The sequence below is a fragment of the Micromonospora sp. NPDC092111 genome (assembly GCF_044755745.1).
Taxonomy (GTDB): domain Bacteria; phylum Actinomycetota; class Actinomycetes; order Mycobacteriales; family Micromonosporaceae; genus Micromonospora.
The window spans coordinates 1206923-1226510 of record NZ_JBIVRQ010000001.1 but is presented as its reverse complement, the minus strand read 5'-3'; the positions used below and the strand labels follow the sequence as shown (position 1 = coordinate 1226510).

General features: G+C 72.2%; 20 protein-coding genes and 2 tRNA genes. 8 read left to right on the top strand and 14 right to left on the bottom strand.

Going from position 1 to position 19588, the window contains the following annotated elements; all coding sequences use genetic code 11:
• Positions 1-19: 19 nt before the first annotated feature.
• The 7 genes from ACIQG9_RS05225 to ACIQG9_RS05195 all read right to left on the bottom strand — a co-directional run bounded on the left by ACIQG9_RS05225 (position 20) and on the right by ACIQG9_RS05195 (position 5791).
• A complete protein-coding gene (locus ACIQG9_RS05225) occupies positions 20-271 on the bottom strand; it encodes an acyl carrier protein (protein WP_400398589.1) in 252 nt (83 codons plus the stop codon).
• The gene (locus tag ACIQG9_RS05220; RefSeq protein ID WP_400398587.1) at positions 268-1680 is read right to left on the bottom strand and encodes an NAD(P)/FAD-dependent oxidoreductase; all 1413 of its coding nucleotides are present in this window, start codon (positions 1678-1680) and stop codon (positions 268-270) included. The genes ACIQG9_RS05225 and ACIQG9_RS05220 overlap by 4 nt, the downstream gene beginning before the upstream one ends.
• A 1-nt stretch (position 1681) precedes the next feature.
• A complete protein-coding gene (locus tag ACIQG9_RS05215) occupies positions 1682-2545 on the bottom strand; it encodes a 50S ribosomal protein L11 methyltransferase (RefSeq protein ID WP_400398585.1) in 864 nt (287 codons plus the stop codon).
• Entirely contained in the window at positions 2542-2811 is a 270-nt protein-coding gene (locus ACIQG9_RS05210; protein ID WP_400398801.1) for a hypothetical protein, read from the bottom strand. Before ACIQG9_RS05210 ends, ACIQG9_RS05215 begins: the two co-directional genes overlap by 4 nt.
• A gap of 116 nt (positions 2812-2927) precedes the next feature.
• A complete protein-coding gene (amcA, locus tag ACIQG9_RS05205) occupies positions 2928-3083 on the bottom strand; it encodes a multiple cyclophane-containing RiPP AmcA (RefSeq protein ID WP_400398800.1) in 156 nt (51 codons plus the stop codon).
• 454 nt (positions 3084-3537) lie between these two features.
• The gene (locus ACIQG9_RS05200) at positions 3538-4422 is read right to left on the bottom strand and encodes a phosphotransferase (RefSeq protein WP_400398583.1); all 885 of its coding nucleotides are present in this window, start codon (positions 4420-4422) and stop codon (positions 3538-3540) included.
• 7 nt (positions 4423-4429) lie between these two features.
• On the bottom strand, positions 4430-5791 hold the full coding sequence (locus ACIQG9_RS05195) for a hypothetical protein (RefSeq protein ID WP_400398799.1): 1362 nt from the start codon (positions 5789-5791) through the stop codon (positions 4430-4432).
• A gap of 227 nt (positions 5792-6018) precedes the next feature.
• On the opposite strand from ACIQG9_RS05195, the gene ACIQG9_RS05190 reads away from it, so the two are divergent.
• On the top strand, positions 6019-6540 hold the full coding sequence (locus ACIQG9_RS05190; protein ID WP_400398581.1) for a topology modulation protein: 522 nt from the start codon (positions 6019-6021) through the stop codon (positions 6538-6540).
• Positions 6541-6687: 147 nt separating this feature from the next.
• On the opposite strand, the gene ACIQG9_RS05185 is transcribed toward ACIQG9_RS05190, so the two are convergent.
• Positions 6688-6763: transfer RNA gene (locus ACIQG9_RS05185), tRNA-Lys, on the bottom strand.
• A gap of 187 nt (positions 6764-6950) precedes the next feature.
• Between ACIQG9_RS05185 and ACIQG9_RS05180 the strand changes: the two genes are divergently transcribed.
• Both ACIQG9_RS05180 and ACIQG9_RS05175 read left to right on the top strand, forming a co-directional pair.
• The gene (locus ACIQG9_RS05180) at positions 6951-8222 is read left to right on the top strand and encodes an Ig-like domain-containing protein (protein ID WP_400398579.1); all 1272 of its coding nucleotides are present in this window, start codon (positions 6951-6953) and stop codon (positions 8220-8222) included.
• Between the two features lie 279 nt (positions 8223-8501).
• Entirely contained in the window at positions 8502-9800 is a 1299-nt protein-coding gene (locus ACIQG9_RS05175) for an Ig-like domain-containing protein (RefSeq protein ID WP_400398577.1), read from the top strand.
• 171 nt (positions 9801-9971) lie between these two features.
• Here the strand turns inward: ACIQG9_RS05175 and ACIQG9_RS05170 are convergent.
• Together ACIQG9_RS05170 and orn are read right to left on the bottom strand one after the other, a co-directional pair.
• Positions 9972-10044: transfer RNA gene (locus ACIQG9_RS05170), tRNA-His, on the bottom strand.
• Positions 10045-10145: 101 nt separating this feature from the next.
• Positions 10146-10736, bottom strand: a complete 591-nt coding sequence (gene orn, locus ACIQG9_RS05165; RefSeq protein ID WP_400398576.1) for an oligoribonuclease — start codon at positions 10734-10736, stop codon at positions 10146-10148.
• 73 nt (positions 10737-10809) lie between these two features.
• Here orn and ACIQG9_RS05160 point away from each other — a divergent pair, with 73 nt between their 5' ends.
• Positions 10810-12060 (top strand): glycosyltransferase 87 family protein, encoded by a 1251-nt coding sequence (locus ACIQG9_RS05160; RefSeq protein WP_400398575.1) that lies wholly within the window; start codon positions 10810-10812, stop codon positions 12058-12060.
• Between the two features lie 233 nt (positions 12061-12293).
• On the opposite strand, the gene ACIQG9_RS05155 is transcribed toward ACIQG9_RS05160, so the two are convergent.
• The 4 genes from ACIQG9_RS05155 to ACIQG9_RS05140 form a co-directional block, all read right to left on the bottom strand.
• Positions 12294-13214 (bottom strand): hypothetical protein, encoded by a 921-nt coding sequence (locus ACIQG9_RS05155; protein ID WP_400398573.1) that lies wholly within the window; start codon positions 13212-13214, stop codon positions 12294-12296.
• A gap of 143 nt (positions 13215-13357) precedes the next feature.
• Positions 13358-14089 carry a DUF1775 domain-containing protein gene (locus ACIQG9_RS05150; protein WP_400398572.1) on the bottom strand — a complete coding sequence of 244 codons (732 nt, stop codon included), beginning with the start codon at positions 14087-14089 and terminating at the stop codon, positions 13358-13360.
• A 17-nt stretch (positions 14090-14106) separates the two neighbouring features.
• Positions 14107-15762 (bottom strand): copper resistance CopC/CopD family protein, encoded by a 1656-nt coding sequence (locus ACIQG9_RS05145; RefSeq protein ID WP_400398570.1) that lies wholly within the window; start codon positions 15760-15762, stop codon positions 14107-14109.
• A 61-nt stretch (positions 15763-15823) separates the two neighbouring features.
• Complete coding sequence (locus ACIQG9_RS05140) at positions 15824-16468, bottom strand: zf-HC2 domain-containing protein (RefSeq protein ID WP_400398568.1); 645 nt, start codon at positions 16466-16468, stop codon at positions 15824-15826.
• 108 nt (positions 16469-16576) lie between these two features.
• On the opposite strand from ACIQG9_RS05140, the gene ACIQG9_RS05135 reads away from it, so the two are divergent.
• From ACIQG9_RS05135 to ACIQG9_RS05120, 4 genes are read left to right on the top strand one after another with little or no spacing between them, the layout of a single operon-like run.
• Positions 16577-17164 carry a sigma-70 family RNA polymerase sigma factor gene (locus tag ACIQG9_RS05135; protein ID WP_400398567.1) on the top strand — a complete coding sequence of 196 codons (588 nt, stop codon included), beginning with the start codon at positions 16577-16579 and terminating at the stop codon, positions 17162-17164.
• A 33-nt stretch (positions 17165-17197) separates the two neighbouring features.
• A complete protein-coding gene (locus ACIQG9_RS05130) occupies positions 17198-17722 on the top strand; it encodes a MauE/DoxX family redox-associated membrane protein (RefSeq protein WP_400398565.1) in 525 nt (174 codons plus the stop codon).
• Positions 17715-18431 carry a DsbA family protein gene (locus tag ACIQG9_RS05125; protein ID WP_400398564.1) on the top strand — a complete coding sequence of 239 codons (717 nt, stop codon included), beginning with the start codon at positions 17715-17717 and terminating at the stop codon, positions 18429-18431. Before ACIQG9_RS05130 ends, ACIQG9_RS05125 begins: the two co-directional genes overlap by 8 nt.
• Positions 18428-19510 carry a hypothetical protein gene (locus ACIQG9_RS05120; protein WP_400398562.1) on the top strand — a complete coding sequence of 361 codons (1083 nt, stop codon included), beginning with the start codon at positions 18428-18430 and terminating at the stop codon, positions 19508-19510. The genes ACIQG9_RS05125 and ACIQG9_RS05120 overlap by 4 nt, the downstream gene beginning before the upstream one ends.
• Positions 19511-19588: the final 78 nt, after the last annotated feature.

The following is a 19588-nucleotide window of genomic DNA, read 5'->3' as shown; positions in this document are numbered from 1 at the left end:
GGCGGTGTTGGCAATCTGGTCATGCCGACCGCTCCGTGGGTCTCAGCAGCCGCTCAAGATCGTCCAGCGTCCTGACGCTGATCAGCTCGTCGTCGGGCAACGGACGACCGGTTCGTTCCTCCAGCAGCACCGCGAGCGTGAGCCGGCCGAGCGAGTCCAGACCGAGATCGGACAGCCGGGTGGAGGTGATGATGGTCTCGGCGGCCCGACCGCTGATCTCGGCGAGGATCTGCCGGGCTACGGTCTGCCGGCCCAGAGCATGCGTGCTCATCGGATCCGCCCGACGGCGTCGAGCAGCAGCGGCAGGCATTCGACCATCGGTGCACGCTGCCAGAGTCGGCGCATGGCGACTGCCCTGGTCGAGGTGCCGGCGGCGATCTCGTGCAACGCCGCCTCGAGGAACCTCTCCAGCATCTCGCGCGTGCCTGGCGGGAGGCTGCCACCCGGTTGGCACAGCATGTCCACTAGCCCGCGGGTCCCACCGCTGATGAGGTCGTCGAGTGCCGGGAGGTGCATCGCACGCCGGGGGCTGTAGGGGTGGGCGGAGGTGGAGCTGGGAGCGGTGATCCCGTCGGCGACGATGCCGGCGGCGTGCGGGGCCAGCAGCACCCCGCATCGGTAGGTGCCCGTCGCGAGGTGGACCATCGGGTGTCCGGTGCGGCCGAACAGCGGCAGGTGATCGAGGGTGACCGGCCGGTGCCCGACCCGGACCTCGACCAACCCGGCCTCGCGAATGGTGGTGTTGAGCTCGGCGCTCGCGTCGTGGACCAGGGTGGCGATCTCGTCCAGGGTGGCGGGTTGGCCATAGTCGGGTTCGGTGGAGAGCCGGTTCGTCGCGCCCAGGTAGATCGTGCCGTCGCCGCGCGGAACCATGTGGCTGCCACAGGCGAAGCCCCGGTTTGGGGTTCGCACGGCAGCGGGTAGCGAGAACGGGACGCGGGCAAGCAGCGACACGCCTCGCCCGGACCGCAGCGGAGGTGCGTCGACCTGCTCGGCGAGCGCAGGGGCGAGCAGCCCTGTCGTCCCGGCACCGGCGGCGAGCACCAGGTGAGCGGCCAGGACAGTGCTGCCGTCAGCCGCGTCGACGGCCAGATGCTCGCCGCGCTCGTTGACGGTGCTCACGGTGGTGTTGAGCCATCGACAGCGAGGATTGGCGCTCAGCACCGTGGCCAGCGCCTCGACCAGGAGCGCGGGGTCCACGCTGCCCTCGTCCGGCAGCCATAGCGCCTCGTGCGCCCGCACCTGCGGTGTCAGCCCCGGCACGTCGGTCGGTGCGGCGAACTCGGCCCGGCACCCGTGGGTCTCGGCGGCCTTCGCGATGGCCCGGAGGTTCACGTTGTCGTCCGGCCCGTAGCCGTTACCGATCACCCACACGCCCAGGACAAGCCGTACCGCCTGCTTGCTGGCGGTGCCGACGCGGTCCAGCCAGGCTTCGTATCCGGTCCGGGCGGCCAACCGTTCGCCGACTTCGAGGCTGACCCGCTGGGGATCGTGGTCTGCCTCGACCTCGCTGAAGACGGTGAGCATCGCGCCGGCGGCCCGGGACGCCTGCCCCGCGTGGTCGCCCGTGCGAGGACCGATCACGGTGACGTCGAGGTCCCGGCTGAGCAACTCGAACGCGGTGGCGAGCCCGAGCAGGCCGGAGCCGGCCACCACGACGTCGGTCACGAATTGGTTCATGTCACTCACCTGATCCGTTCAGGGAATCGATGCGGGTGGCGGCGAGGGTGTGCACCTCGAACCGGAGGCCACGGAACGCTGCCCGCTCAGCCGCCCGGAGCGGGTACAGCCGCGAAAGCAGCACGTCACGGTGCGTCGCGTATCGACGCAAGGGGATGTCCAGCTCACAGATCTGGACAGTGCGGTACTCGTATCCGTTGCGTCGCAGCGTCTGACGGGTGCGGGGGATGTCGGTCAGAGATGAGTGCGTCAGCAGCAGCGTCCCGCCCGGGGCGAGCAGTTCGTCGAGGCGGGCGAGCAGGACGTCGTACAACGCCCGCCCGTCACTGCCGCCGACAAGGGCCGTCTCGATGCCGTCGTCAGCGGCGTAGGCCGGATCGTGCGGAAAGTGTGGAGGGTTGCAGACCACCAGGTCCCACGGTTCGACGACTGCCAGCTCGGCGAGGTCCCCGACGATCGTGGCCACCTGGGCCTGCTGGATACCGTTGCGGGCCGCGTTGTCGCGGGTCACGTCCGCACACGCCGAGTTGATATCGAGCGCCGTCACGTGTGCCGCGCCAACCAAGGCCAGCGCCACTGTGTACAGGCCGGAGCCGCACCCGATGTCCAGCACGCGGGTACCTGCCACGGGCAGGTCGGGGTCGGCGTTCAGCGCGCTCAGCAGGGTGAGCCCCACGTCGGTCGGAAAGAGGACCGGCCCGTCGTCCGGCGTCTCGATCCGGGCCCGCCGGCCTCGCACCTCGAACTCGGCCGAGAGCATGCCGCCGCGGACCGGCCTCGCCTGGCACAGTGCATTTGCCGCGCCTGCCGGGATCCTCACCCGGACCGTCTGCGACGGCACATTGGTGACGTCAGCGCTGCTCATGAAGATTCCCCCTGATCAAGAGAGGCCCTGGTAACGATCGGATAGGAGCGGGCGGGCCAGCCGAGGAAGCGGTCGAAGACACTGGCCGTGCTGCTGGTGTCACTGGGATGTAGCTGGTGGAGATCGCCGATCGCGTCATGCAGGCATCTGGCCAGATAGAGAAAGAGGCTCACCCGGCTGTCCCGGTACTCCGCCAGCAGGGCGATCTTCGCCGCGCCGCACGGCCATGGCTGGCCGCATGGGCGGCACAGCCACAGCGGCCGCATCGGCAAGTGCGGTCGGGGCGGCTCGTCATGGGCCGTCACCACCGATCGTCCTGGCAGAGGCAGATGCTCCATCGGCACGGGCGGGGCGGCCCCCGGGAGGCAGTCTCCGTCGCTGCTCATCGAGGATCCCGCTCCCCCGCCTGCCGTTCGAACACGATCCGCCAAACGTGCGTCAGGAGCGGCGGATCGGCCGGTCCCGTCCCTACCGGCGGAGAAGTTGTCGCCCGGTCTCGCGACAGGTCGGCGATCTCTACGTTGCGCGAGATGTACACGGTCACGGCCGGCCCCCGGTCGGATCTGCTACCCGAGTGCGGTGGGCTTGCCGAGCTGCCGGTAAGCCCACCGCAGTCGGCCTACGGCTGGGAGCAGACCGCCGGCCACCCGTCCCCGCAGCCCTCGTGGCGGTGCGCGAACGGGGAGTCACCCGTACGGTCGACGGAGCGCCCGGCGCGAGCACCTGCCGGTGCATCGGGTCGCGTTCCGACCTGCCGCCGATCGGCACGTCCATCTGGATCTCCCTGGCATGACATTGCCGCTGGCCCGCCGGCGCGCCATGAGGGTCAGGATGACCCTGGACCATTCCGCCGACGTGTTCCTGACGTCCACGATCGCTGGCGACGCTGGCCGGAGATAGACCCAGCATGGTGGGCCACGATGGGCCTCACCGTGCCCGGCCTGGGTCAACGCGAAGAGGACAGGCGGTGCCGGCCCCCTATGAGACTCGGCTCAGAGGATCTGCCAGCGGCGGAGTTCCGCGCCGTCGTCCACGAGACCCGCGATCCGGTGGTGCACCTCGTTGGCGGCCTCGGTTCCGGGTCGGGACTTGCGTGCATTGGTGGCGATCATCTGCAGCTCGCGGAGCTGACACAGTTCCTCGAACCTCGGCCAGGATGTGGCATCCCAGCCGTAGGCGGCGGTAAAGCCGGCGAATGCCTCGGGACCGGGTGGATCGAAGCGGCGGCAGTGGACAGCGACCGTGGCGATGTCCCACTCCGGAGGGCCGAGGGCGGCACCGTCCCAGTCGGCCAGTACGGGCGTGCCATCGAAGCGTCGGAGCGCGTTGCGGATCTGCGGATCGGACTGAATCATGCTCGTACTGTGGGGAAACCGCATCGCGTTCCAGCCGGCAGCCAGCGCCTCGAGCCGGCCCATCAGCAGATCCTGTTCCTTGCCGTTCAGGATCTCCGAACGGGCGACGGACCGCTCGATGCCATGGATCGGTCGCAGTACAGGCAGCGACACCGGCGGAGCGGGCAGGGCGTGCAGATCCCGGAGAAGCGTTCCGAGCTCGGAGACGGTGATGGGTTCGTCGTGTGCCGGGTCCAGGCGCTGCCAGACCGTTACGGCGTGCCCGCCCACCTGCAACGGCTGGGACAGGCCCGGGTGAAGGCCCGCCGTGGGGAATCCTCGGGCCACCAGCCAGTTGACCACGGCCACCATCCCGCGCACCCGTTCCAGGCCATGGTCGCCGGGGGCGATCTTGACGACCACGTCGCCGACTGCGTAGACGGCGTTGGTGTGGTGCCGCAGCAGGATCGCGTTCGAGTCGGGGTAGCCGAGGAGACGACATACCTCGGCGAGCACCGGCCGGGTGCGCGCCTCGACGAACATGGGGCTCCTAGGGACCGGGTACGGCTGTGGTCCCAAGACTACGGGCGCGCTCGCGGCATGCCCGTACGTAGTCAGTCAAGGCGGCGACCTCACTGCGCCAGTTCCCCTCAGGGATCGCCGAGACCACGTCGGTGGCTCTGGTCAGGATGATCTCCGTCCGCTGCGTCTCGGGCAGGTCCGCGACGGCGTCGCGGGCAGTGGCAGCCGCTTCGGTGGCCCGCCGGTCCCGCACGAGGCACAGCGACCTGTCCAGGGCGATGAGCGCCACATCGATCGGCACGGTCGGGGCCACGCCGTACAGCCGAAACGCCTCGTCTTGGACCCGGTACGCCTCGCTCGTGTCGCCGAGCCAGGTGTACGCCCCGGAGAGGTAGAACAGCAGACGCTTCGCCGGAAACCGGAACGCCACATCGGTGTCCCCGTCGCCGGCCTGGTCGAACATCCGGCGCGCCTGGTCGATGGCCGATCGTGCCTGTTCGATGGCGCCAAGACGGGCCAGGGCCCGTGCTCGGCCCGCCGCCGCCAGCGCTCCCGCCGACGAGGCCGTCGAGGTGACGGCCAAGGCAGCCTCCGCCAGAGCGACGGTCTGGCCTGGATTCCCGAAGTAGTACGGCAGCATCGCCGCCTGCGCTCTCACCCGCACCCGAAGCGGAGCCCGCCCACTGTCATCCGCCGCGTGGATCGCCGTGCCGTACCACCGTCGAGCCTCGGCCACATCCCCGAGCCGCATCAACGCGTCGGCGCACATCGTCGCCAGCAGCGCCGCCACCCCGGACAGCCGGGACTGGACCGCCGCCGGCTGCCGCCGAAGTGACAGAGCCTGAACCTCCCGGCAGTCGGCGACCAGCAACGACAGCATGACCTGAGGCGACGCCGAGGGGTAAACCCTCATGTGCTCGCCGACGGACTCCTCGACCAGTTCAAGCTGCCGAGGAGCGACACTTGCCGACGCCAGCGCCTCATCCAGTCCCAGCCGGAGCCTCGCCAGACCGCTGACCTCCACGCCGGCCCCCGCACCGCCCAGTGGAAGGCCAGCCCCGCCACCTGCGGCCACGAGGTCAGGGCCGCAGGTAGCGGGGGTGTCCTCATTCCGACCGAGTCCCATCGCAGGACGCGGGATACTCAGTCCGACCGCGACGCGCTCCAGTACCTCGTAGGCCGTGACCTGACGCACGCCCTTGGCGATCTCGGCGGCACGGTTGGCCGAGATGTCCACGAGACCCGCAATCCTGCCGTAGGACACGCCCCGAGCGTGAAGGAAGCGGAAGATCGCCGTAACGTCCCGCCGCCGCAGGAACTCACCGATCGGGCGACCGTTCCAGACCCCCGAACTCCACCAGTCAGGATCCACCTGCAAACCCACGACCACCCCGATCGCACGACGACCCAGCTTGCCAGCACAGCGCATCGACACCGTCACGACAAGTCAAAGACGGGTCGGCTCGACGGACCCACCACAGATTCGGGGCACACTGCGGCATCCGGAACCCCCACGATGGGGCCCCACGGTGTTCAGCAAGAGGCCAACCCGAGGGCCTGAGCGCCACGACCTCACCCTTCCGCCGGAACGCACCCGCTCCCCCTACCGTGGAAGCCGTGGACCGGATCGCCATCATCGGCTGCGGCGGCAGCGGCAAATCCACCGTCGCCCGGGAACTCGCCCGGATCCTCGACATCCCGCTCACCCACCTGGACACGCCCTACTACGACGAGCACTGGACGCCGCTGCCCACAGCCGAGTTCGCCGCCCAACAGGAGAAACTCGTCACCCGCGACCGCTGGATCATCGAGGGCAACTACGCCGCCACCCTGCCCATCCGCCTCGCCGCCGCCGACACCGTGATCTTCCTCGACCTACCCGCCGCCGCATGCCTGCAGGGCATCCTCCAACGCCGATGGCACTACCGGGGCGGCCAACACCCAGCCGACGGCGTCTACGACCGGATCACCTGGAACTTCCTCCGCTACATCCTCGGCTACCGGCGCACCATGCGACCCCGCATCCGCAGACTGCTCCATGATCACGGGCCACACGTCCGGCTGATCACCCTCACCAGCCGACACCACGCCAACCGGTTCATCGACCACACACGACGGGCAACACAGCCGAGAACCTGACCCGGGCCGTCCACCACGACCGCGCCCCGTCCCGACAAACGGCGACCGGTCCAACGGCTCCCGAGCACCCACCGAGACGCCGAACCACCAACAGAAACACCAAAAGGCTCCGACCCAGGGTGAAACCCCAGGTCAGAGCCTTTTTGGTGGTGCGCCGCCAGGGACTCGAACCCCGAACCCGCGGATTAAGAGTCCGCTGCTCTGCCAGTTGAGCTAGCGGCGCTCGTTGGCAACGGAGAGAACACTAGCACGGGCCCCGATCCGGGTTCCAATCCGATACCCGGGTCCCCTCTTCGGCCGAGCTTAACGGACAAATACCGCTAAAATCCGCCGCCGGACGTCGTGCGGGACCGACCCGCGTGCGGCGATACGGCACGATGTCCGCCAGGCACGCGAGAACAGAGGTGGGGATGGGCAGGTTCACGCGGGGCGGGGCGATGGTGGGTGCCCTCGTCCTGGCGGCGTCGCTGGCACTGGCCGGGTGCGGCGACGACCAGAAGAAGGCAGCCGAGTTCGTCAGCGGCACCGGAGCTTCCCCGAGCGGCGGGGCGCCGGCCTCGCCGGGGCCGGACGGGACGACGCCGACGACGACGGCCCCCGGCCTGGCGGTCAGCCCGGCCGACGGGGCGAAGAACAGACCGGTCAGCACCGAGATCGGCGCCCGCCTCCCGGACGGCGGGAAGGTCTCCTCGGTCAGCCTGACCAGCGCCGACGGCAAGCAGGTCGACGGCAACATGCGGCTCGACGGCACCTCCTGGGTCCCGTCGGCGGCCCTGAAGTACGGCACCACGTACACCGCCACGGTGACCGGCACCGGCTCGGACGGCCAGCCCCGGCAGGGGGTGAGCACCTTCACCACGATGGCCAAGCCGAAGTCGATGATCGGCTCCGGCCTGTACCTCTTCGACGACCGCACGTACGGCGTCGGCATGCCGGTGGTCGTGGAGTTCCACCCGGGCATCCCCAAGAAGGACCGGGCGGCCGTCCAGAAGCGGATGTTCGTCAAGACCGACCCGCCGCAGCCGGGCACCTGGCACTGGGTCTACAACGGCACCCAGGCGTACTACCGGGCGCCGGAGTACTGGCAGCCGGGAACCACGCTCAGCGTCCGCATCGGGCTGGCCGGGATCCCGCTGAGCAACGGCCGCTACGGCAACGTCGACCGGTCCGCGACCGCCAAGATCGGGCGGTCCTTCGTGATGAAGGTCGACAACGCCACCAAGAAGATGGAGGTCTTCGAGGGCGGCAAGCTGGTCCGCACCCTGCCGGTCAGCCTGGGCAAGAAGAGCACTCCCTCGTCCAGCGGCACCATGGTGGTGATGGAGAAGAAGGAGAAGACCGTCTTCGACACCATGGACGAGCCGGATCCGGACAACCAGTACCGCACCGAGATCGACTTCGCCCAGCGGCTGACCTGGGGTGGCGAGTACATCCACGCGGCACCCTGGTCGGAGGGGGTGCAGGGCCGGCGGAACGTCTCGCACGGCTGCGTCAACGTCTCGATGGCGATGGGCCGGTGGCTCTTCGAGCAGACGAAGATCGGTGACCCGATCACGGTCAGCGGCACCCCGCGCAAGCTCGAACCGGGCAACGGCTGGACGGCGTGGAGCCTGAGCTGGTCGGAGTTCGTCAAGGGCAGCGCGTTGCCGGTTCCCGAGGGCGGCTCGGGGCCGCTGATCTGACGTCGCGGTCCGGGCCGGCGCGATCAGCCGGTCCGGACCGCGCGTGGCCGGCGGGCGACCTCGCCGGGCCGGCTCGGGCGGGGGCGGCGTGCCGCGTCGGGCCGGAGCATCCGCGAGCAGCCCGCGAGGGAGGGCAACCCGCTCGCAAAAGATCCGCATTTTACCGATATCGGCCATCTCTTGCCGGCGTGTTTCAGTTCACCCTCGGCAACCAACCGGCGTTCCGCCGCGTCTGTGAGAGACGATGGGGCATCGGGGACCACGACTGTGAGGGTAATCATGCGAGTTGTCCAGGACGAGCTGACCCGGCGCACCGGCCGCCGCCGGGCGCTCGCGGCGGGGTTCCTCGCCGCGGCGCTGGCGCTCACCTCCGCCTGCACCAGTTCCGGCGGCGACAAGCCGTCGAGCTGGCAGGGCGGTGGGGAGAGCGCCCCGAAGGCCGCCGCGACCATCACCGAACCCAAGGCCGACGCCACCGACGTCCCGGCCACCACCGGCGTCACCTTCACCACGACGGACGCCAAGGAGACCACCGTCGCGCTCACCGACTCGGCCGGCAAGGCCGTCGAGGGCAAGCTCGCCACCGACGGCGCGAGCTGGCTACCCACCGGTGCCCTGAAGTACGGCGAGAAGTACACCGCCACCGTGACGGCGACCGGCGACGACGGCAAGCCGGCGACGGCGACCAGCGCCTTCACCGTGATGGCGAAGCCGGACAAGCAGGTGCGGGTCACCAGCTTCCTGGGCGACAACCAGGTGGTCGGGGTGGGCATGCCACTGATCGTCAGGTTCGGCCGGGCCGTCCCGGAGGACTACCGCGACGACGTGCAGCGCCGGATGACGGTCACCTCCACCCCGGCCCAGGAGGGGATCTGGCACTGGGTCAGCCCCACCGAGGTGCGCTACCGGCCGAAGGAGTTCTGGCAGCCGGGCAGCACGGTGTCGTACCGGGTGCAGGCCGGCGGGCTGCCGATGGGCGGTGGCTGGTACGGCCGTTCCGACCTGACCGTGGACATCAAGATCGGCCCGTCGCTGGTCATGCAGGTCGACAACAAGACCAAGCGGATGACGGTCAGCAAGGACGGCAAGGTGGTCAAGACGATCCTGGTCAGCCTCGGCAAGAAGAGCACCCCCTCGTCCAGCGGCACGATGGTGGTGATCGAGAAGCTCCGCAAGACGGTCTTCGACACCATGGACGAGCTGGGACCCGAGGAGGGCTACCGCACGAAGATCGACTACGCCCAGCGGCTCACCTGGGGTGGCGAGTTCATCCACGCCGCGCCGTGGTCCGAGGGCAAGCAGGGCAGCGTGAACGTGTCGCACGGCTGCGTGAACGTGTCGATGAAGGACGGCGCGTGGCTGTTCGCCAACACCAGGATCGGTGACCCGATCACGGTCAAGGGCACCGAGCGCAAGCTCCAGAACGGCAACGGCTGGACCGACTGGAACATGAGCTGGGACGACTACGTCAAGGGCAGCGCCCTGCCGTACGACCCGGACGCCGGGCAGCCGGGCACCGACGCGACCCCCGGCGCGGACGACGCCTCCCCGGAGCCGAGCGTCGAGCCGACGCCCTGACCGACCGGGAACGACGATGGCCCCCGCCGCCCGGTGGGGGCCATCGCGCGTGCGGGGCCGACGGCGGTTCCGCCGGGCCACCCGGACGAACTCCCCACAACGTCCCCCACAACGCGTCAGGCCCCCTCTTTCGAGGGGGCCTGAGCTGCGGTGGACGAGATCCACTTTCCGGGTGACTGATGGGAATTGAACCCACGACAACCGGGACCACAACCCGGTGCTCTGCCAACTGAGCTACAGCCACCATGCCTTCCGCACCGGTCGACCCGGGCGGGTGCGGACTAATAATAGCCACACCCCGCCGGGGTCCGTCCAGCGGGTTCCACCGACCCGGCGCGGACCGCCCTACAGCTCTGCGGCGATCGCCTTGGCCGTCTCCACGTCCGGCCCCGGCAGCGGTACGAAGAGGGTACGCCGGTAGTACTCCAGCTCCCGGATGCTCTCCCGGATGTCGGCCAGGGCCCGGTGCGCCAGCCCCTTCTGCGGCTGGCCGAAGTACACCCGGGGGTACCAGCGCCGGCACAACTCCTTGATCGACGAGACGTCGATCATGCGGTAGTGCAGGTGGGCGTCGAGGCGGGGCATGTCCCGGGCGATGAAGCCCCGGTCGGTGGCGATCGAGTTGCCGCACAGCGGCGCGGTGCGTGGGTCCCGCACGTGGCGGCTGACGTACTCCAGGACCATGTCCTCGGCCTCGGCGAGGGTGACCGTGGAGCGTCGTACCTCCTCGGTCAGGCCCGACTTGCCGTGCATCGTGCGGACGATCTCCGGCATCGCCGCCAGGGCGGCCTCGTCGGCGTGGATGACCACGTCGACGCCCTCCCCCAGCACGTTGAGGTCGGGGTCGGTGACGAGCGCGGCGACCTCGATCAGCGCGTCGTTGCCGAGGTCGAGCCCGGTCATCTCACAGTCGATCCAGACGAGAAGGTCAGCCACCGGGACAGACTACGCGCAGCCCAGGTGCCCGCGCCTCGGCACTGTCGGGGGGCGGGACCGCTAGGGTTTCCCCGTGCCAGCCGAATCCGTCGCGCCACCCGCCGTCGCCCCGGAGGACCAGCGGAGCCGTACGGTCCGCCGGGTCGTCACGGTGCTGGCGCTGGCCGCCGTCCTGCCGGTGCTCTACCTGCCCGGCCTGGTGCACGACTTCTTCGACCTGAAGATCTACATGCGGGCGATGGACTGGTGGGCGTCCGGCCACCCGCTCTACGACTACGTGCAACCGGACCGGGTGCAGGGCGAGCTGTACTTCACCTACCCGCCGTTCAGTGCCCTGCTGCTGCGGCCGTTCGCGGTGCTGCCGCTGGGCCTGACCATCGTCATCTTCACGGCGCTGACCTGCGTCGCCGTCGTGGTCACCACCCGCTGGCTGGTGACGCCGGTGATCGAGCGGCACGGCCTGCACCGGACGTTCGCCCTCACCGTGGCGGTGCTGCTGGTCTTCGCGGTGGAGAGCACCCGGGAGACGATCACCTTCGGGCAGATCAACATGCTGCTGGTGGTGCTGATCCTGGCCGACCTGCTGTTCGCCGTACCCGGGGCGCGGCGCTGGGCCGGGGTGGCCGTCGGGCTGGCCACGGCGCTCAAGCTCTTCCCGGGCATCTTCATCGTCTACCTGGTGGTGACCCGGCGGTGGCGGGCGGCGGCGGTGGCTGGCGTGACGGCGGCGGCGGCGACGCTGCTGGCGGCGGCGGTGGCGCCCCGCGACTCGTGGCGGTTCTGGACCCACGAGCTGTGGGCCACCAACCGGGTCGGGCGCACCGACTACACCGGCAACCAGTCCCTGTTCGGGCTGCTCAGCCGGATCGACGCGCCGGCCCGGCCGAACCAACTACTGTGGCTGGCCCTGGTCGCGGTGGTCCTCGGGTACGGGCTGTGGCGGGCGGCCCGCGCCGCCCGCGCCGGCGACGAACTGACCGGCATCACCCTCACCGGGCTGGTCGGCGGCCTGGTCAGCCCGATCACCTGGACCCACCACATCTACTGGTTCGTGCCGGCGGTGGTGCTGCTGGTGGACGCCGCGCTCGACGCCGACCCGGCGACCGTGGCCGGGGCCCGGCGACGGCGACGGCTGCTCACCTTCGCCACCGTCGTCGGCCTGGTGATCGTCTACGGGGTGGTCTCGTTCTACGACTGGGGGGTCGCCGCCGCGCGGACGGACACCCCGTGGGAGTTCCTGCTGCGCAACGCGTACGTGCTGTTGGCGTTGCTGCTGCTGGTGACGCTCCCGGTACGACGGGAACCGCGCCCGATCACCGGATAGTCGCACTAAATGGACAGATATTCCCTTCCGCGACTTAAGGCGCTAATCTGGTTCCAGTCGGTCACGACCTCCAGCGCACCGATCCCCCGGTGAGACGGCCCTCCGCGTCGGCAGCGCGGAGGGCCGTCGCCTGTCCGGCCCGCCGCACCCGACTCCGCCGTACCGGCCGACACTCAGCCCGACTCCGCCGTACCGGCCGACACTCAGCCCGACTCCGCCGTACCGGCCGACACTCAGCCCGACTCCGCCGTGCCGGCCGAGGCTCGGTCCACCCCGGCGGACCGGACCGCCCCGTCGGGACGCTCCGGCGGCCAGGGCGGCAGGTCGGCCAGGCTGGCCGGCCGGCGGGGCAGCGCCGGGCCGATCGCCGCCCGATCGCCGGCCCCCACCGACACGAGCTGCCGCTGCGCGTCGGGACGCCGCTGCCCCAGCCCGCTCAGCGAGCTGACCCCGAGCCGGCCGGCCAACACCGGGACCTGATCGGGTTCGACCACGAAGACCACCTCCCGGGGCCGGGCCGGGCGCAGCAGCACCAGGGCCGCCGACCCGACCAGCAGCAGGCCACCGCCGAGCAGCCCCCAGGCCAGCGGACGGAACCAGTCGGCCCGCAGCTCGGCGCGCAGCCGCAGGTCGAGTCCGGCACCACCGTCGGGACGCAGCACCACCAGGCTCAGCCGCCGCCCGGCCAGCTCGGCCGGGCTCCACTCGACCGCGCCGACTCCCTGGCGTACCCAGAACGGCTGCTCCACCGCGACGGTGCCGGCGGCGGTCGACGCGGGCCCGGTCAGCCGGACCGGCAGCGGGCCACGGGCCAGCGCCAGCCGGTCGACCGTGGCGTACGGGACCGGGGCGAGCCAGCGCCGCACCTCGTCGGTGGGGGCCAAGCCGACGAAGGCCGGCCCGTCCCCGGTACGGGCCTCCAGCCGCAGCCGGGCGTGGCCGAGCCGGGTGAACGGGGCCTCGGCCCGCAGCAGCGCGTCGACGTCGTCGACCAGCACCGCCTGGCCGGTGGTGCGCACCGGCTCCACCCGGGCGGCGAACGAGCCGTCCGGGTCGGCGTGCCGGGTCACCGTCCACAGGGCTCCCCCCGCCAGCAGCGTCGGGATCCCCACGACCAACAGCAACATTCCGGCGAGCGCCCGCACGAACCGCATCCGTTCCGTCTCCTTCGGTGACCGAGTACCCGGCCGACCTTACCGACGCGACCGTCCTGATCTGCGGATATCGGCCGGGACCACGCCCCGACGGCGACCGGCCCGCCGGAGCGGGTCCGACGGGCCGGTGCGGGTGGAACGGGTCAGCTCTTCGCCGTCGGCTCCCGCCGGGTCCGGGCGAACGCCAGGCCGCCGAGGACCACCCCGGCGAGCCCGGCCACCAGACCGGCGATGCCCAGCGCGGTCCCCGGACCGTCGGCGTCGTCGTCACCGTCGTCGCCCGGGGCCGTACCGGCGGCCGGGACGGCCGCTGCCGACGGCGACGCGGACGCCGCCGCGAGGGTCAGCACCGGCGCCGGGTTCTCCGGCTCCTCGCCGCCCGCGGTGGGCTCCTCGATCCAGCGCGACACGTTGCCGTCGGAGTAGGTCTGCAGGGTCTTGAAGACCATCCGGTCGACCTGCGGCAGCGGGCCCATCGAGACCGGGAACTCCTGGAACTGGCCCGGCTTGACCGCCGCGTCGCCGGTGGCCGTCCAGGTCAGCTTCGACACCGCCTCGGTGAGCTGGCTGCCGTGCACCTCGATCGGCGGGTCGACCTTGCGCTTCTCCACCGCCACCGTCCAGCCCGGCACCGGCATCGTGGAGACCGAACCGACCGGGGCGTTCTCCGGCAACACCACCTCGACCTTGGTGGTGGACGCGGTGTCGCTCTCGTTGGGCACCCGGAACGCGAACCGGCCGTAGCCGCCCTGGGTCGCCTCCTTCGGATTGACCGAGACGTGGGCGGCTGCGGGCCCGGTGAAGCCGAGCACCGTGGCGGCGACGGCGGTGAGGGTGAGCGCGGCAGCGGCTGCGGAGCGCCGGAGACGGATCATCTGATGGAGTGCCCTTCTTACCTGATCGGCACGGTGGCGGTCACCGTGGCCTGGTCGATGTCGGAGGTACGGACCGTGAAGCGCAACTGCCACTCCCCGGTCGTCGGGAGGTTGATCTCCCCCGTCGCGTGGTAGTCGGTGAGCTTCAGCAGCGGAATGTCGATCGGCTCGATCCCGGCCGAGGGCAGCGCCGCGGTGGCCTTCCACTCCGCCACCGGCTGCGGCCGGTTGTCCGGCGTGTACGCGTACAGGTGCATCGAGTTGTTGCCCCGCTCGGCCGGGTCCAGCTCCACCTGGAGCGAGTAGAGCGGGCTGGTCAACGTGGTCGAGTAGTAGCCGCCCTGCGCCCCGGCCCCGTTCTCCACGGCGGTGCGGGCCGGCGGGGTCTGCACCAGGTTCGCCGTGACGCCGAGGACGATCGCGGTGATCGCCAGCTCCACCCAGACCGCGCGGCGCACCGGCACCGGCCGGGCCGCGGCCGTCCGCCGCCGCACCAACTGCCGGGAGTACGCCGCCACCGCCAGCACCAACACGAACAGCCCGATCTTGGCGAGCAGCAGCCGCCCGTACGTGGTGTCGGTCAGGGCCTGGATGCTGGCCACCTCGATCAGCCCCTGCACGGTGCCGGCGAGCAGCAGCGCCGTCACCGCCAGCGCCGCCCAGCGGGACCAGATCGGCAGGATCGCCCCCAGCTCCCGCTCGTCGGCCCGGCGCAGCAGGAACCCGGCCAGCATCGTCAGGCCGCCCAGCCAGACCGCCATGCTGCCCAGGTGCACCGCGTCCACCAGCACCGAGACCGCCGGCGCCGGGGAGGCGGCCGGGTGCCCGGCCAGCGGCCAGGTGAGCAGCCCCGCCGCCCCGAGCACGGCCAGGATGATCCCGTCGGTCCGGCCGACCGGCCCCCTGGTCAGCGGGCGGAGCAGGAACGCCGCCGCCGCCAGCAGACCCAGCCGGACCAGGTGCGCGGTGCCGTAGGTGCTGCCCAGCACCTCCGAGAAGCCCGTCCCGGTGACGTCCAGCGGCCCCCCACCGGCGGTGTACGGCACCTGCAACCACACCTCGGCCACGGTGGCGGCGGCGAGCAACCCCACGCCGGCCCAGAGCAGCCGGCCCGGACCCCGCCGGGACAGCCGGTACGGCCAGAGCGCGGCCAGCACCAGCGCCGGCCCCACCACCAGCAGCAACCCGGCGTACCCCAGGTACTTCGCCACCCTCACGCCCACGTCGACCACCGGGTCGGCCCGGCTGTCCGAGCCGGAGTCGGTCGGCGGCGACGACGGCGCGCCCACCGAGTAGGTGAACGCCCCGGAGACCGGGTGGCTGTCGGCGGAGATCACCCGATAGCTGACCAGGTAGGTGCCGCGCGGCCCGGACGGGTCCACGCCGATGGTCACCACGGAGCCCTCGAAGCGCGGCTCGCCCCGGTCCGCGCGGGAGCCGTCCGGCGCGATGACCCGGATCTTGCCGGTCACCTGGCGGACCGACTCGCTGAACGTCAGCACCACCTCGGACGGGGCGTTCGGCACCACCGCCGAGGCCACCGGACTGCTGCTGGAGAGCACGGCATGGGCGCTCGCCGGCCCGGCCGGGGCGAGCAGCAGGGTGACCAGGGCGACCAGCAGGCCGGCGGCGGCGGCCACCCGGGCGAGCCAACGGCGATCGACAGCATTCATCCCGACATGCTCGCTGACCGGAGCCCCGTACGCCCACCCGGCCGCCCCGCGGCGGACCGGCTCATCCGCGGCCCACCGCGACGGCCGGCGACCACCGCCGGTCGGCGTCCCCGCTGACCCGGCCCAACGCCCAGAGCAGCCCCGCCTGGACCACGGCGGCCAGGTGGCCCACCTCGTGCACCAGCGCGGTCGTCGAGTTGACGATGTCGACCACGCTGGTGGCGGCCAGGCAGACCGCCAGCACCAGGGCCACCGGCAGGAACGCCCGGGCCCGCTCCGGCCGCCAGGCGGCCAGCGCGAACCCCACCGCGAGCGCGACGTCGAAGGAGGCCATCTCCCGGCTGGTGTGCGGGTCCGTCGCCACCCCGAGACCGGCCAGCAGGATCGGCAACGCGATGGCGAGCTGGGCGACCGCGGCCACCGCCACCGCCACCCGCAGCACCTGCCGGCGGGCCGCCCGCACGGCCGCCGGGGCCCGGCCCGCCAGCACCGGGTCGGCGGCGACCGCGGCCAGCACCCCGACGGTGAGGTCCGGCACCCGTACCGGACGTAGCCGGGTGAGCCGGGTCACCCGCTCGGCCGAGGCCAGCCAGGAGCGGCAGCCGGGGCAGCGGTCGGTGTGGGCGTCCAGCGTCGTCACCGGGACCAGTGGGTCCTCGCCGTCCAGTCGCGCCGACAGCGCCTCGCGTACGTCGTCGCACGTCATGAGCAGGTAGTCGGGCCGGGGCGGGGAAAAGTTCCCGACGTGAGCGGGGCCATGGAAAGGGCCGAAGGACCCTGCCCACCACAGCTCCGCCGCGTAGCCTGATCTGTCGTGATCCCCGCCCCGCGCGACGCCGCCGCCGGCCGTACCGGCCCGCCGGCCGACGCTGGGCAGGACCAGGCGACCCGGTGGGCGCTGGCCGCCCGCGGCGGTGACCCGCCGACCCAGGCGGCCTTCGTCCGGGCCACCCAGGTCGAGGTGTGGCGGTTCGCCGCCGCGCTGGTCGACCCGGACAGCGCCGACGATCTCACCCAGGAGACCTACCTGCGGGCGTTCCGGGCGCTACCGGGCTTCCAGGGCCGGTCCAGCGTGCGGACCTGGCTGCTCGGCATCGCCCGCCGGGCCTGCGCCGACCACCTGCGCACCGTGGTCCGCCGCCGCCGGCTCGACGAGCGGCTGGCCGCCGAGGCGCACACCGGCCGGCCCCACCCGGACCCGGCCGGGCAGCTCGGCGCCGCCGACCTGGTCCACCGGCTGCCCGCCGAGCGGCGCGCGGCGTTCGTGCTCACCCAACTGCTCGGCCTGTCGTACGCCGAGGCCGCCGCCGTCGAGGGGGTGCCGGTGGGCACCATCCGCTCCCGGGTGGCCCGGGCCCGCACCGACCTGGTCGACGCGGTCGGCGACGCGCTGGCCGGTTGAGGCATGGAACTTCCGGACCGGACGGGACGACCAATGACCGTGACCGCAGAGCGCACCCCGGCCGGCCGCTGGCCCCTCGTCCGCCCCTGGCTGGGCGTCGCCGCCCGGCTCGGCCTGGCCGCCGTCTGGCTGGTCGCCGGCGGGGCCAAGGTCGGTGACCTGGCCGCCTCGGGGCGGGCCGTCAACGCGTACCAGGTGATGCCGTACGAGGCGGCGACGGTGATCGGCGCGGCGCTGCCCTTCGTGGAGCTGGCGCTGGGCCTGCTGCTGCTGCTCGGCCTGGCCACCCGGCTCATCGCCGTCGTCTCCGTCGCGCTGCTGGTGGTCTTCGTCACCGGCATCGCCTCGGCCTGGTCCCGGGGGCTGGCCATCGACTGCGGGTGCTTCGGCAGCGGCGGGCAGCTCGCCGCCGGCCAGGCCCCGAGCTACCTCCCGGAGATCCTCCGGGACCTGGGATTCCTGGCGCTGGCCGGCTTCCTGCTGATCTGGCCCCGCACCCCGTTCTCCGTGGACGGCTGGCTCGCGGGCGAACCACCCGTGGAGGACGACGATGAGTAGTCGCAAGGGACGCAACGAGGCGGCGCGGGTGGTCCGCGAACAGCTCGCCCGGGAGAAGCGGCGCAGGCGGACCCTCTGGACGTCCGTCGGCGCGGTGCTGGTGCTGCTGGTCGCCGGCCTGATCGGCTGGAACGTCTACTCCAGCCAGAAGTCGGACACCTTCACCGCCCCGCCCGGGGCCAACGACGCCGGCACCGGCGTGGTGCTGGGCGACGGACCGGTCACCATCGACCTCTACGAGGACTACCTCTGCCCGGCCTGCAAGCAGTTCCAGCAGACCAGCGGCGCGACCGTCGACCAGCTCGTCGCCGACGGCAAGGCGAAGGTGGTCTTCCACCCGGTCGCCTACCTCAACCGCTTCTCCACCACCGAGTACTCCACCCGTTCCTCGGCCGCCTCCGGCTGCGCCGCGAAGGGCGGCAAGTTCAAGGAGTTCACCGACGCGCTCTTCGCCCAGCAGCCGGCCGAGGGCAGTGCCGGGCTCAGCAACGACCAGCTCGTCGACATCGGGGCGGGCGTCGGACTGAACCGGGACGACTTCGGCTCCTGCGTCAACGGCGGCACGTACCGGGCGTGGACCGAGCACGTCACCGACGACGCCAGCAAGTCGGGGGTCACCGGCACCCCGACCATCAAGGTCAACGGCACGGTCGTGGCGGACCGCACCCCGCAGGGGATCACCGCGGCGGTGGAGGCGGCCGGCAAGTGACCCGGCCACCCCTGCGGCGGGCCGTCCTGGTCGTCACCGCCGCGCTCGTCAGCCTGCTCACCGCAGCCGCCCCGGCGTACGCGCACGGCGCGGACGCCCCGGACGGCACCGACTACCGCACCAAGGTGGTCGGCCTCACCCCGGCCCGGCCGGGGCTGACCGTCCGGGCCGTCGAGGCGGGCGCCCGGCTGGAACTGGTCAACCACACCGGCCGGGACGTCGAGGTGTTCGGCTACTCCGGCGAGCCGTACCTGCGGATCGGGCCGGGCGGGGTGTACGAGAACACCCGGTCTCCCGCCACGTACCTGAACCGGACCCTGGCCGGCGACACCGCGCTGCCCGCCGCCGCCGACCCGGCCGCGGCACCGCAGTGGCGGAAGGTCGCCGACGACCAGCGGGTGCGCTGGCACGACCAGCGCACCCGGTGGCGGGAGTCCGGGGTGCCCGCCCAGGTCGCCGCCGACCCGGCCCGGGAGCACCGGGTCCGCGACTGGGCGGTGCCGCTGCGCGACGGCACCGAGCCGGTGGAGATCCGGGGCACCCTCGACTGGGTGCCGCCGCCGGATCCGTACCCATGGTGGGTGGCCGCCGCCCTCGGTTTCCTGGTGGTCGGGGCGGCCGGACTGCTACCGGCCGGCTCCCCCGGCGGTACGCGCGCCCTGCGCGCGGTCGGCGCGGTGCTGGCGCTCGGCGGGGTGGCGGCCGTCGCCATGGTGGTGGGCCGGGAGCTGGACGCCGGTGCCGAGGGTGTCGGCGGGGTGCTCCTCGGGCTGCTCGCCGGGCAGGTCTGGCCGATGCTGACCGGGCTGGGCGCGCTGGCGGCGGGCGGCTACGCGCTGGCCCGGCGGCCCGCCGCCGACTTCGCGCTGGCGCTGGCCGGCGCCTGCCTGGCCCTCTTCGTCGGGTTCGCCAACCTGACCGTGCTGTCCCGCGCGGTCGCCCCGGTGCCCTGGTCGGGCACCACCGCCCGGCTCCTGCTGACCGTGGTGCTGGTCGCCGGGGCGGGCGCGGTCGGCGCCGGCGTGCTACGCCTGCACGCCGCCTCCCGCACCGCCACCCTCCAGGCCACCCGCACCTGACCCCGCAGGCCCGGGCGTGCCGGCGGCTGAACCGCCCCTACCTCGCCGCCCGCCCGGCGGGCACGATCGCGGGGAGGG